Source organism: Rhodobacter xanthinilyticus (genome assembly GCF_001856665.1).
GTDB lineage: Bacteria > Pseudomonadota > Alphaproteobacteria > Rhodobacterales > Rhodobacteraceae > Rhodobacter > Rhodobacter xanthinilyticus.
In genome coordinates this window covers 1,440,723-1,453,423 of sequence record NZ_CP017781.1, presented here as the reverse complement: position 1 = coordinate 1,453,423, position 12,701 = coordinate 1,440,723, and the positions used below count along the sequence as shown (strand labels likewise).

The following is a 12,701-nucleotide window of genomic DNA, read 5'->3' as shown; positions in this document are numbered from 1 at the left end:
TAAAGGGTTTACGCGTCAAGAGAAGCCTTCTCGAGGCAGAAGGATGGCATTCTCGCGGCGGCCGGGGCGCGCCGCACGGCAGGGCCGAAACCCGCAGTCTTTTCAGTGGCTTGGGCCGAAGCCCCGGCGCCATAGCCCCGGCGGCAGGATCTTGCCGGTCGCCGGGGCGCGCGGGCGCGCAGGGCCAGAGGCTCATTTCAGGATCTGGTTTTTCATCCGCCAATCGGGGGCGCCGAAGTTTTCCGGCCAGGGGTAGACTTCGCGCTGGTTGAAATAGGCCACGCCGACGAGCGCGGGGTATTGGGCCTTTTCGACGCGCACGCTTTGCTTCCACATCTCGACATAATCGGCGCTGCCGACATAGCCGAGCTCGGCCATCACGACCGGCTTTTCTCTGCCCTAGGGTCAGGACTCATAACCAATAGATGACGGTTGCTGCGAGGGCGATGGCAGACAGGAAGACCTTCGGACACCTGTCGTATCGTGTCGCAACGCGTCGCCAATCCTTTAGCCTGCCGAACATGATCTCGATCCGGTTCCGGCGTTTGTAGCGGCGCTTGTCGTATTTCACCGCCTTCTTGCGCTGCTTACGGCCAGGGATGCAGGCGCGTATCCCCTTGTCTTTCAATGCTTCTCTGAACCAGTCGGCATCATACCCCCGATCGCCGAGCAGCCAATCGACCTTCGGCAGGCTGCTGAGCAGCGCTCGCGCGCCGATGTAGTCGCTGACTTGTCCGGCGGTGGCGAAGAGGTTGAGCGGCCGGCCCTGGCTGTCGCAGATAGCGTGCAGTTTAGTGTTCATGCCGCCCTTCGTCCGACCGATCAGGCGTCCACGCCCCCCTTTTTCACGCCCAAACTGGTCGCTGTTCGGTGGGCCCTGAGGTAGGTCGCGTCGATCATCACGGTCTTCGTCTCGCTGTGCTCGGCAGCCAGACCGGCCATCATTCGCGCGAAGATGCCCTTGTCGCTCCATCGTTTCCAACGGTTGTAGAGCGTCTTGTGTGGACCGTAGGCGATGGGGGCATCCCGCCACCGCAAGCCGTTGCGATTGATGAAGATAATCCCACTCAGCACACGTCGGTCATCGACGCGTGGCCTGCCGTGTGACTTGGGAAAGAAGGGCTCAAGACGCGCCATCTGGGCGTCGGTCAGCCAAAACAGATCAGACATGTTCACCGCTCGTTTTCGAACCGTGAATCATGCCATCCCTAGGAAATCAATGGGTCCTGACCCTAGTTCACTGGGATTCTCGAACACTCGTCATGCGCTTGATTACCAACGACTTCCTTCCCTCTTGCTTCCACAGTGCTTCCACGTGTGTTGGAAACGCAAACGCCGCCCCGGAGGGCGGCGTTTAAGCGTTTGATAACGCGTAATTTTTTGGTTGCGGGGGTAGGATTTGAACCTACGACCTTCAGGTTATGAGCCACAACCTCATGATTCCATTGAATCATTTCCTTTCAACTACTTAGGAAGCAAGCATTTGAAATCGCGCGGCCTTTCGGCGACGCTTGCCGTTTTTCGACGATCCTCAACGGCTCGAAACGTGTCCAAGACCACAGTCGCGGGTTGACCAGGCGTTGACAAGGACACAATCTCGCAGCGTCTGAATGCAATCAGATCAGCCGGATGAAAAATTGCTTCTGCATTCGTATCACTCTCCTTACAGCGGAACACTTCTAACATCTCTTTTCAAACGGACTTCCCAATTGGTTGAAACCAAAAGTGGGGCGGGAGTGGAATTCGGTGGTGACGGCAAGCAGTCATCAACAACGGTACCAAACCGTGCTGAACGGCTTTCATTTGGTTAATCTGCTGTTGCTCCGAAACGATCGCGTCTATTTCTGCTGATAATGACACGCCAATTCCATCGCTGTCCCGAGTTGCAAGAGGGATCCCGAATCCAATCGTCTCGCCACTCCGCCATATGCAATCATCAGTTTGGTCGCTTGGCACCCACACCTGCTGCGTCATGTGGGGAAGTTCACCGCTCACAACTTCCAACAGCGCCGATAGTTCCTCAGACGCACCAAGACGCTCCAACCCGGCAAGCATGAATGGCACCAACACACTTCCGCATGTGGACTGCTGGAAGTATTCGTCACCGAGGTCAAGTGGATGGCGCGCCAACTGGCGGTAGTCCGTGTAGTGGGTTACCCAGTGCGATCGTCGCACGTACCGAAACAAAAGCCTATTCGCAACCTCTCGAAGATAGTGATCAACGTGCTGTAAGCGACCACAGCCTTGGGCAAGCAGCATCAACAAGCCAATCTCAATGTGATGGTCGTCTCTCATAGGCGCGAGCAATGTTGGATTGACGTTCACCATAGAAATTGCCAGGTCAAGCAGCCGATTGCGCGTCTTCAGGTGCTCTCGCTGACGTTCACCTTCGGTCGAACAGCCTATGTAATGATGCCACAACCCCAGCAGAGCAGCGCGCCCCATTGTCTCGAAAAGAGCGAGATTTACGTCCAGCGCCGACCTCGAACGGACCGCAGCAGAGAGTGCATGCTGCTGTGCCGCATGTGGTCCAATCTTTTCCAGCATGAACTTCTGGCCTACTTTGAAATAGAGCGAAAGAACGTGGTCAAGAATTTCCTTGCGTTCTGCATGTCTTGACTTTGCGCTTTCAGGGCAGCGCCGGAGTGCGTCCCAGGCATGCAACACTGCAAGTTCGCAAGCACGATAAGGTGCCTCAAAATTATCCGCATCGAGACCGTTGCCGACGAGAACCCAAAGGCAAATCATCATCTGCCTCAAGTGGGTCGTACCTCGCTGATCGTTTCCAATGTTCTCCGCCAAGGCGTCCAGCAACGCCCGGAAATTTCTGTAAGATTCCTCGGGCTCGCTCACCAGCGCGATCGCCTTCTGGAAATGCGACCGATGGTCCGGATCGAGCAGTTCCTTTCCGAGGATGCCTGAAAGTATCAAATTGGCGAGACGATCTCCGTTCCATTCGCGAAAGTTGAGCATTTCAGTTGATTGACGCTCAACAAACCCACGCCACTGTGCCCGAATACCCTCTTGAATCTCCCCACCCATACAGACGCATATCGCCACCGGCAGGTCGCGATACTGATGGGGCAATCGATTTGGAATGTAGTCGTCCAAAACCTCCCCCAAAGACGGGCGCACCGCTTGCAGCGTTCCGTCCCAATCGGCGCGGCCGACATCCCCGGACTTAATGACGAATAGCAAAATCGACCTTGTGCCATCTGCATCAGGGTCAGGCCCAACTGCGGCGACATCCACTCCAGCTTGTCGGCCGCCAACCCTTGGGTGATGAACAATCTCATAGCCCAACTCGCTGAGGAGTTGTGGAAGAAGAACATCAAGCTCTCCCCGCTCTTTCATGCCCTGCAAATGCTGCCTTACGAGGAGTTTCATCCGACGGCCCTCTGTTCGTGGCGGAAGGTCTCCAACAGCCACTCTGTGCCGATGGGGTCAAATATTATCCCCTTAGGAAGTTCGCTACTCACGGAAATCTCGGCCATTTTCACCACTTGTGTGCTGCGGTTTCCGTCGCGGTCCCTGCGGCTGAAGCTCGACTGATCGCCGTACAGCAAGGTCTGCGTGGTCACTAGCTGCGCGAAGATCGACTTCTCCCGTGCCCTAACCTGGATCTGATAGGCCTCCTCCGCCTCCTGAAAGCGAACTAGGGCGCGATGAGACGTAGGTGGTATTAGCTCAACTACCACCCGTGCGGCTTCGGCACCCTGCCAGACGGATTCTGCACGCTTCAAGGCACTGGCAATAGCGTCAGCGCCAGGCGCATCGGCCTTTACGACTTCCTCCAGCCAGTCCTTTAAGGCTCCTCCATAATTCAATAAAAGAGGATCAAACAGCAGGTCTGCAACTTCGCTTGCTGCTGCAGCATCATTTCTGCGCAGAGCTGCAACGCACCAGGAGGCGGCAGTCATAGGCGAAATAAACAAGTAGCCAATTGCTTTTCGGCATAAGAAAATCTGATCGATCGCATTCAAAGGAAGATCCTCTGGAAACACATCGACGCAGGGGGTTGACCTGTTGATTTCAGAGAAGAGTGAGGTGAGCGCAGAGCAAACATGGAACTCGCCGCCCATCAGCCAGTCAGTGGCCAATCTCGCAAGTTGTCTTCGATCACCATTCTCTATCGCGGCAAAGAAGCTGTTCAACTCCTCAGACCCTATCTCACCTTCTGAATGAGCAATCAAAGTCTTTGCGGCATGGCCTGCTCGGACTGGATCAGAATCCCAAAGCTGCGCTAGAGCCCAATCAATCTCGCGCACTGTTCCTTTGTTCTTCGGATCAACCAAAAGGATGCCCCTAAGGCAGCTTTGAACTTCAGAATCGGTCATCTCTTTAGAGTGGCCGTGCAAGGCAGTCGCCATAAAATGAACAGCAAGTGGGGTGTTGCTTTCGGAAATCTGATCGAGGGACTTAGCCAGCTCGCTACGGTCGAGACCTGGATGCTTTGCAGCGATATCAATCGCGGCGGTGAGAAATCCTGCACCCTCATCTGCTTCAGTGGCGTCTACCAATTTCAAGATGTGCGCCAACGCCCGTTCAGCCTCTTCTTGCGAAAGCAACATCCGAGAGAGAGCCAGCACGCCAGCAGTGCGCTCCGCACCGTTCGCCTCGGCTGAACGGAACGCCTCTTGGACATCACACTTGGCTTCCAAGGCGAACACCAGATGTCGAAGTGCTAGTGCATTGCCATCTCTTGCGGATCCGATGACGTCGTTGGCTCGACGGCTGTCTGACCCACACCACTTCCGGAACGCAGCATTTGGCTGATTTGCTGCAAGATCTTCGCCACCCTTCTCAACAAGTAGCTCGACCAAGCCCATAACTTCGCTTGGCGCTGATTGAAGCAATGGGATAACTTCGCAGATCAGAATCTGTAACGTAAAGAAATTTGTGCCGGAGACTCGATGTAAGACTTCCATGTCCTGTTCAGAAATGAGCGCATTACGGCTTGAAGCGGCTTCTGCAAACCTCCGAATCAACTCCTCATCCCGACGGTCGGATCGGCTAAGCATTAGCAGCGCGCCGAAAAATCCCTGCTCGGCCACAGCGTAGTGAACTTCATTCGGCTTCATACTTTGGGCACCTCAGTGGGTAGTTATCTACGGTTCGACCCAGACGCAAATTGCCACTAGCACTGTCGAGTGATGTAACTGGCGACTTGGCGGTGGAAAGGATCGATTGTCTGGATGTCAGTATACCCGCTTCCATAGCTTAGGCGTAGCTGTGTTCGGTCTTGCTTCATGTTTGCTGTCTGTGCCTGCATGCCGGAGCGGCCGCTGCAGTTAACACATTGATACTATTGGTCGGAATACCCCCACTCACGCCAATTCCACCTTCCACCTGTATTCCGGTCCCGGCCCTGTGGTCCGACTTGATAGTGGCGCGGGTCTACGCCTGTGTCGTCGGGCAAGGAGGCGTGATGGATGTTCAAACGACTGAAACTGAATGAGAAAACCCTGCGCGAAGCGGAGCCGAAGCCCGGCGTCAGCTATCAGATCTTCGACACGGAGGTGATCGGCTTCGCCGCGCGGGTGCAGGCATCGGGCGCGCGCACGTTCACAATCGACTACCGGCATGCCGGGCGGCAGCGGCGGATGACCATCGGGCGCTGGCCAGAGTGGAGCGTCACGGCCGCGCGGGAACGCGCCAAGGAACTGCGCCGCGCCATCGACGAGGGGCAGGATCCTCTGGCGGCGCGCGACGGGTGGCGCGGGGCCCCGCGCATCACGGACATGATCGACCGCTACATCGCCGAGCATCTGCCGAAACTGGCCAAGACCAACGCGGGCGACCAAGTCTCGATGCTGAAGAAGATGGTCGAACCCGCCTGGGGCAACCGGCTGGTGACGGAGATCACCAAGTCCGACGTCGCGAAGTTCCTCGATTTCGTGGCCGAGGGGCGGCCGCGTCCGTGCAAGGCAAAGCCGAACAACCGGGCCCGGAAGCTGCAGGGTCAAAAGCCCACCCCGATCCGCGCCAACCGCATGGGCGAGGTGCTGCGCAAGATGTTTACGCTGGCGGTGGAATGGGAATGGCGGGCAGACAACCCCGCGCAGGGGTTCCACCGTCGCATCGAACACGCCCGCGAACGGTTCTTGTCGCCCGAAGAACTGACCCGGCTGGCGGCCGTGCTGGATGAGGCCGAAGATCAGCGCGCCGCGGCGATCATCCGCATGTGCATGTTGACCGGCGCCCGGGTGGGCGAGGTCCGGACCGCGCGGTTTGAACAGTTCAACCTCGACTATGCCATCTGGTCGAAACCCGCCTCGACCACCAAGCAGCGCAAGATCCACCGCGTGCCGATCTCGCAAGACGTCGCTGCCATCGTGCGGCTGCGCCAGCAGGCGGTGCCGAGTGGCAATCCATGGCTGTTTCCCGGCGACACCATCGGCCAGCCCGTACGGGAAATCCGCCGCTTCTGGGCCAAGGTGCAGAAGGATGCCGGTTTGGCCGACGTCCGCATCCACGACCTGCGCCACACCTTTGCCTCGTTGCTGGTCAGCGGCGGCGCGTCGCTGGAAATGATCGGCAAGCTCTTGGGCCACAGCCAGGTGCAGACCACGCAGCGCTATGCACACCTGATGGATTCCCCCCTGCGCGCGGGCGTCGACACGGTGGCCAGCCTCCTGCGCCCGCGGCCGCGCCTTGTGCATGACGCGGCGCAGGACCAGGCCGACCTGCCGAAATCCGCCTGACCCTCACGCGGCATCCTCGCCGCGCAACCTGCGCCAGAGCGAAGACAGCCGCTTGCGGATGGTGCTTTCATCCGGCACCTCGCCCGACTTCGAGTTCTGGACGAACCAGTCCTGCACCAGCGTGACCAGCGCGGTCTGGGTGTCGGGCACGCCCTTTTCGAACAGGAACCACGTCAGCCAAGCGTACATCGCGTCCCAATCGTAGCGCGGGCTGGCCCCGATGGTGGAGGCCGGGCGCCGCAGCAGATCGCGCTCTTCCTCGAAGGCCTGCAGCGTTCCGGAATCCAGCAGCAGATCGGAGGACCGGACCAGCAAGCCCTCGGCCGGATCGGTGATCTTGAGCCAGGTCTTGCTGCCGAGCGGCATGACCCGCTTGAGCCTAGCCTGATCGTCGCTCGGCCCCATCCGCCGGAACATCCCCATCAGTTCCGCCATCGGCACCCGGACCATCCCGGCCACCGTCTCGTCACCGCAGAGGACCGGAGGAATGCCCGCCACCACATGCAGATGCCCCGCCGCTGCCCAGCCCGCAACATCGGCCGGAGGGCAACCCCAGCGCACGGCGATTTCGTAGATCGAGAAGAATGCGACAGGCGGCAGAGGCATTGGGAAACTCCTTTCGGGCATGCGACATCGTTCGGCCAGAGCCGTCGACGCGCGTGTTGAAAATCCCGCGGCACAAGGCACGCGGGAGGCTGCAGGTCAGAGCGCGTCGTCGAGGGAAATCGCCTGTAAGCCAGCGCTGCGCCCATTTGGACACAGGGTCTGGCGGTTTTCTTTTTTCGATTCTTTTGGACTGCTCAACCATGAATCTACGCAGCCGCAGAGCGAGTCTGCAACAGCAATCCCATGCGGTTCGACCTTCATCGGCGGGGTTCCCCAGGATATCGTCGAGCCCCTCCGGAACCCGACCGGAACGCCCGTTTTCGCCCATTCCGCACCCGGCAAATCCGTCCGATCTCCCTGTGTCCCGACCAATCAGCCCAGTCCGGAAGGATCAGGAACATCCGCACGAGGATTACCGCCAGGAAGCGGCGGCCAGAGGTTCAGACATCAGGCCTGGCAGTGACCGACTGAACGCTCCGCAATGGCAGAAACCCCAATGAAATAAGAGCGGAATTGATCGGCGACGCCCAATTCCACCTTCCGCCTGTCTTCCGGTCCTCGCCCTCTGCTTCGCTGACACCGCCCCCGGCCGAGGGGCGCCACGCGAATGGAGCAGCCCATGAAGGACATTCAGACCGAACTTGACGAGGACATCCCCGACCTGCTGGCTGACTGGATCAGCCGCGAGCAGTTGGCCTGGGCGCTGGGCCTGACCGCCGACACGTTGTCCCGGTGGGAAGCCCGCCGCCAGGGGCCGCCCTGCACACGCATAGGTCGAAAGACCTTCTATCGCCGCGCCGCCATTCAGGAATGGATCCGCGCGCAGGAACAGGCCCATCCGGTGCGCAAGACGCGGGGGCGGTCATGACCATCCAGCCCCGCACATCAGCCTGGCCCGCCGACCGCGTGGCCGAGGCACGCGCCGTGATCGCCGATGTCGCGCATCACAGCGATCTCCTCATCCGGCTCGCCTGCAATGTGCTCGTCCAGCATGGCGAGACGTCGGCCGAGCGAACAGAGGCGCAGCGCCTGCTGGTGGTCGTTGACGCGCGGCGGCCGGTGCGACTTGCCCAGCGCGAGGACCAGGGGAGGGCCGCGCGATGATGCGTCGTGGCACCCCCGAGGCCGATCTGCAGCGCGCCGTGGTGCAGGCGCTGCGCATCGCCCTGCCCCGCACCGCGATCATCCACCACTGCGCCAACGAAATCACCGAGGCCGGGCCCCGAGGGGCCAAGCGCCAGGCGATCCTTGTCGGCATGGGCGTCCACGCCGGGTTCGCCGATCTGATGGTCCTGTGCGAGGGCCGTGTCCTGTTCCTCGAGTTGAAGGCCCCGAAGGGACGGCTGCGACCGGAACAGGAGGCATTCCGCGATGCTGTTCTGGCACAGGAGTTCGGCTGGGCGCTGGTCCGCAGCCTCGATGACGCGCTGGGCGCGCTGGCCGATCACGGCTTCACCACGCGCATCGCCCCTCCCCCGCGGAGGTCCGCGCCATGAGCCATGAGGCGACCAACTGGGCCATCAAGCAGCGCGGGCTGAGGCCCACGACCAAGATCGTGCTCTGGCATCTCTGCGACCGGTTCAACCCCGACTACGGCTGCTTCCCCTCGCAGGACAGGCTGGCGCATGACTGCGAGATCAGCCGGTCGACGCTGAACGACCACCTCGGCCAGCTCGAGGCCGTGGGCCTGCTACGGCGGGTGCCGCGGCTCGATCCCGTCACCAAGCGCCAGCTGCCGACCCGCTACATCCTGGGGTTCGAGCCGGGCTTCACACCTGTGGCTGTGGTGCCGTGTCCGGCAATCGGACGCGGGGAGCATGAAGGCGCAGAAAGCGCCGTTGATGCCGATGGTTGTGGCGTCGATGGAAGGGCCGATACCGTGCCGTGTCCGGATTTCGGACACGGGTTTGGCGGGGAAGCCGTGTCCGATTTTCCGGCTGACCCGTGTCCGGAAAATGCCGAAAGCCGTGTCCGGATTTCGGACACTAACCCTGTAAGGGAACCACTAAGTAAACCAGTAAAGGAGGAGGAGGGCGCGCAGGCGCGTGCGGCGATTTCCGATGAGGTTTTCGGGGACCTGCTGGCAGCGCTGGGCCTCGACCCTGCCGCCCTGCCCGGTTGGTGGCAAGGCTGGCCGCCCCGTCTGCACGTCCAGCGCTGGCGCGACGAGCTGAGGCTGACCGTGGCCGAGATCATCGCCACGGCCGAGGCCTCCCGCGAGGAGCACCCTGAACCGCCCGACGGGCCGAAGGCGCTGGACCGGGCGATGCAGCGTGCTGCCCAGCGCAAGGTCGAGGATGCCGGGCGGAAGCACCGAAAGCCGAAGGCTACGCCGGCCCCAGCCTCGCAGCCGATCACCGACCTGGCGGCCTTCTACGCCGATCTGATCAACTCCGACCGCTACCTGCCGGTCAGCGCGATCAGCAACACGATGCGCGACGCCATGCTGGCGCGGGCGCTGGTGACGCCGGAGCGACTGCGCGAGCGGGGTGTTCGATGACCCTGCAACGACCGATCGCCCGTGCGGGCAGTCGATCCGTTAAACGCGCACTGGGCGTGCAGGCGGCGCTGGAATGGGCATTCCGGATCGAACAGGCGCAGCTGGAATTGCCCCTGCCCCCGGACGTCACCGAGGAAGGTTTCGGCTTCGGCCTCGAATATGTCCTGCTGCAAAGGGCCGTCTTGGGCTGCAAGATCGACGGCGGCCAGCACAAGATTGGCGGCTACACCCACGAGGACGCCGAGGCGATCGCCGCCACCGTCGCCGGGATACCCGACAGCCTCGGCGGCAAACGCATGGCGATCCGGGTCGCCGAACTTGCCAGGTCCGGGCTGACCCCCGACTGGATGCCCGGCGCCATCCCGCGCTGCGTGCCGACCATCGTCAAACAGAACCAGCATGGCACGCATGCAGGCACCATCGTCGTGGGAACCGAGCGCGTCCGCGTGCGCGGCCTGGGCGATCGTGCCAAATGGAAAACCTTCGACATCCTCGCATGCCCGGTCACCTTCTCCCCCCATCCCCATCAGATCGAGGCCGCACGGCGTGGCTATGACGACTGGTGCCAGGCGCTGGGCTGGGTCCGGGAGGGGCTGATCGCGGGCGGGATGCTGCGAGATGTCGTACTGACGGCTGCGATGCCGAAGGCGCTGCCTTGGAAAGAGAGCCGGTGACATGTCAGACCTACCCACATGCGGCAGCTGCGGTCTTCCCGACCCACGCCCGGCTCATTCAGGTCTGGTTCGACACGACCGAGATGCTTCTCTCATCCTTGGGCGCCCCGATGTCCTTCTCGCCCATCTCGAGCTCTCGCCCACCACCTTGGAGCCATCGCGAAACGGTGTCGCCCACGGCCGTAACGCCAGTCTCGCTTCGCAATGCGCATTCCCAGATCGTTGCGACCCGCCATCCAGCCGCCAACAACTCGGATCGAACGGTAGTGTCCCGCATCACATTCGCGCTGAACTTCGACTCCCAGAATTCCGGGCGCGTTGCCGGAGTGCTTGCGTAGCGGCATTCCGGGTGCCTGTGCCAGAAGCACCCGTGCACGAAGATGACGGCCTTGAATTTCGGCAGCACAAGATCAGGCTTGCCGGGTATTCCCTTGGCATGCAGGCGGTAGCGCAAGCCCAGCGCGTGCAAGGACCGCCGGAGGGCCAGTTCCGGCTTCGTGTCCTTTCCGCGGATCCCGGCCATCATCCGGGAACGGGTCTGGCTGTCGACGATGTCGGTCATTTGCCTCCTGGCCTCGGCCGATGGACTTGGTATACAGCCAATGATCCGAATTCGAGAGGTCTCTGATTTGCCAGCCACTTTCGGCATTGTCGATCTGTTTGCAGGTCCAGGCGGCCTTGGAGAGGGGTTCGCTTCGCTCGAGGCTGGCGGTCAGCATCCCTTCCACATCGGGATTTCTGTTGAGAAGGAGACGTCAGCACATCGCACGCTGAGTCTGCGCGCCTTCCTGCGTGCCCAGGTTTCGCGACACGGTGCCCTGCCGGAAGCCTTCGTGAGGTTCCATGCCGGTCTGACGGAAGAACCTGACTGGCCCGAGGTAGACGCCGCAGCATGGACCGAGGCGACAGCCGAAGCGCGTTGTCTCGAACTGGGCAGTGAAGCGGCCGCAGCCGCCATCGACGAGGCCATCGGTCGGCTGAGAAAGAGCTTCGACGACACGATCCTGATCGGCGGTCCGCCCTGCCAAGCCTATTCGCTGGTCGGTCGGGCCCGTTCGCGTGGCAAGGCGGACTACGTCCCAGAGGAAGACCACCGGCATTACCTTTTCCGCGAATACATCCGTGTGCTGGATCGGCTGCGACCAGCTGCCTTCGTCATGGAAAACGTCAAGGGCATGCTGTCCTCGACCGTCGAAAGCCGCCTTGTATTCGAGATGCTGATGGAAGACCTGGCCTCGCTTGGCACGGGTCACGGTCATCACTACGAGCTGCGGGCTATCCGTCTCGCGGACGGAAGGGCCACCCTGCAGGAAGCCGCAAAGCCATCCGATTTCATTGTTCGTGCTGAGGAGTTCGGTGTCCCGCAGCGCCGCCACCGCGTCATCATCGTCGGCATCAGGTCAGATCTGGCGGCCCGGGCGGTCGGCGCAAGCGTTGCAGTATCGGGCGCCACCCGAACGGTCGAGGAAACCATCGGCAACATGCCCCCCCTGCGCAGCGGCATCAGCCGCGCGACCGATACCCCAGCAGCATGGCAAAGGGAGGTCGCAGGATTCGCAAAGCTACTCGCGAGGATTTCGAAGGGCGATGAGGACGGTGCACTGCAGTCCGAATTCCGCGCGATTGTGGATCTCCTTAAGCAGGGCGCCGAAACCCGACGCTCCTCTGGCATGCTTCCTGCGGGCTATGGGACATCGAATGACGACCTGATGCGCTGGCTGGAGCGTCCCGGTTTGCGCGCGCTGGCCCAGCACGAAACCAGAGGCCACATGGCCACTGACCTCGGCCGCTACCTGTTTGCCGCGGCCTTCGGCAAGGTGCGCCGCTACAGCCCCAAGGCGGCTGACTTCCCGCTGGCCCTCAGCCCGGATCATCGGAACTGGCACACCGGCGTCTTCAACGACCGCTTTCGCGTCCAGCTTGCACATGAGCCTTCGACGACAGTGACCAGCCACATCTCGAAGGACGGGCACTATTTCATTCATTCGGACCCGTTGCAGTGTCGGAGCCTGACGGTGCGCGAGGCCGCGCGGCTGCAGACCTTCCCCGACGATTACCTTTTCCTCGGCAACCGAACCCAGCAATACGTCCAGGTTGGAAACGCGGTACCGCCGTTCCTTGCCAGACAGATTGCAGCTCTGGTCTACGCATCCCTGACAGAAGCTGACACCCTCGACGTCTGAGCCCCATTTTTGCCTCTTGCGTGCCTTGTGCCAC

14 protein-coding genes are annotated in these 12,701 nt (G+C 61.2%); 7 read left to right on the top strand and 7 right to left on the bottom strand.

The genetic code is table 11. From position 1 onward, the window contains the following. Positions 1-192 precede the first annotated feature (192 nt). From LPB142_RS07175 to LPB142_RS18995, 4 genes are all read right to left on the bottom strand, one after another. Positions 193-381, bottom strand: coding sequence for a hypothetical protein (locus tag LPB142_RS07175; RefSeq protein WP_156506762.1), 189 nt, complete (start codon positions 379-381; stop codon positions 193-195). A gap of 31 nt (positions 382-412) precedes the next feature. Further along, positions 413-1,170, bottom strand: a protein-coding gene (locus tag LPB142_RS18425) for an IS5 family transposase (RefSeq protein ID WP_156894336.1) whose coding sequence is annotated in 2 segments (ribosomal slippage) — positions 413-849 and positions 849-1,170 — 759 coding nt in all. Because the reading frame shifts where the segments join, the coding sequence is not laid out codon by codon here. A gap of 522 nt (positions 1,171-1,692) precedes the next feature. Next, positions 1,693-3,387, bottom strand: coding sequence for a hypothetical protein (locus LPB142_RS19000; protein WP_071165950.1), 1,695 nt, complete (start codon positions 3,385-3,387; stop codon positions 1,693-1,695). Beyond that, entirely contained in the window at positions 3,384-5,081 is a 1,698-nt protein-coding gene (locus LPB142_RS18995) for a hypothetical protein (protein ID WP_156894335.1), read from the bottom strand. The genes LPB142_RS19000 and LPB142_RS18995 overlap by 4 nt, the downstream gene beginning before the upstream one ends. Positions 5,082-5,432: 351 nt before the next feature. Between LPB142_RS18995 and LPB142_RS07145 the strand changes: the two genes are divergently transcribed. Next, positions 5,433-6,704 (top strand): tyrosine-type recombinase/integrase, encoded by a 1,272-nt coding sequence (locus LPB142_RS07145; protein WP_071165947.1) that lies wholly within the window; start codon positions 5,433-5,435, stop codon positions 6,702-6,704. Between the two features lie 3 nt (positions 6,705-6,707). On the opposite strand, the gene LPB142_RS07140 is transcribed toward LPB142_RS07145, so the two are convergent. Further along, positions 6,708-7,310 carry a hypothetical protein gene (locus tag LPB142_RS07140; RefSeq protein ID WP_071165946.1) on the bottom strand — a complete coding sequence of 201 codons (603 nt, stop codon included), beginning with the start codon at positions 7,308-7,310 and terminating at the stop codon, positions 6,708-6,710. 96 nt (positions 7,311-7,406) lie between these two features. Beyond that, positions 7,407-7,571, bottom strand: coding sequence for a hypothetical protein (locus tag LPB142_RS18990; protein WP_156894334.1), 165 nt, complete (start codon positions 7,569-7,571; stop codon positions 7,407-7,409). A 358-nt stretch (positions 7,572-7,929) separates the two neighbouring features. On the opposite strand from LPB142_RS18990, the gene LPB142_RS07135 reads away from it, so the two are divergent. From LPB142_RS07135 to LPB142_RS07115, 5 genes are read left to right on the top strand one after another with little or no spacing between them, the layout of a single operon-like run. Further along, entirely contained in the window at positions 7,930-8,178 is a 249-nt protein-coding gene (locus tag LPB142_RS07135) for a helix-turn-helix transcriptional regulator (protein ID WP_071167164.1), read from the top strand. Beyond that, complete coding sequence (locus LPB142_RS07130; protein WP_071165945.1) at positions 8,175-8,414, top strand: hypothetical protein; 240 nt, start codon at positions 8,175-8,177, stop codon at positions 8,412-8,414. The genes LPB142_RS07135 and LPB142_RS07130 overlap by 4 nt, the downstream gene beginning before the upstream one ends. Beyond that, a complete protein-coding gene (locus tag LPB142_RS07125; RefSeq protein WP_071165944.1) occupies positions 8,411-8,806 on the top strand; it encodes a VRR-NUC domain-containing protein in 396 nt (131 codons plus the stop codon). The genes LPB142_RS07130 and LPB142_RS07125 overlap by 4 nt, the downstream gene beginning before the upstream one ends. Then, positions 8,803-9,810, top strand: a complete 1,008-nt coding sequence (locus LPB142_RS07120; protein ID WP_071165943.1) for a helix-turn-helix domain-containing protein — start codon at positions 8,803-8,805, stop codon at positions 9,808-9,810. The genes LPB142_RS07125 and LPB142_RS07120 overlap by 4 nt, the downstream gene beginning before the upstream one ends. Next, positions 9,807-10,484: a hypothetical protein gene (locus LPB142_RS07115; RefSeq protein ID WP_071165942.1), complete on the top strand. Its 678-nt coding sequence runs from the start codon at positions 9,807-9,809 to the stop codon at positions 10,482-10,484. The genes LPB142_RS07120 and LPB142_RS07115 overlap by 4 nt, the downstream gene beginning before the upstream one ends. Positions 10,485-10,542: 58 nt before the next feature. Here the strand turns inward: LPB142_RS07115 and LPB142_RS07110 are convergent, their stop codons facing one another. Further along, complete coding sequence (locus LPB142_RS07110) at positions 10,543-11,046, bottom strand: very short patch repair endonuclease (protein ID WP_071167163.1); 504 nt, start codon at positions 11,044-11,046, stop codon at positions 10,543-10,545. Positions 11,047-11,113: 67 nt separating this feature from the next. Between LPB142_RS07110 and LPB142_RS07105 the strand changes: the two genes are divergently transcribed. After that, positions 11,114-12,667: a DNA cytosine methyltransferase gene (locus LPB142_RS07105; RefSeq protein ID WP_156894434.1), complete on the top strand. Its 1,554-nt coding sequence runs from the start codon at positions 11,114-11,116 to the stop codon at positions 12,665-12,667. Positions 12,668-12,701 lie beyond the last annotated feature (34 nt).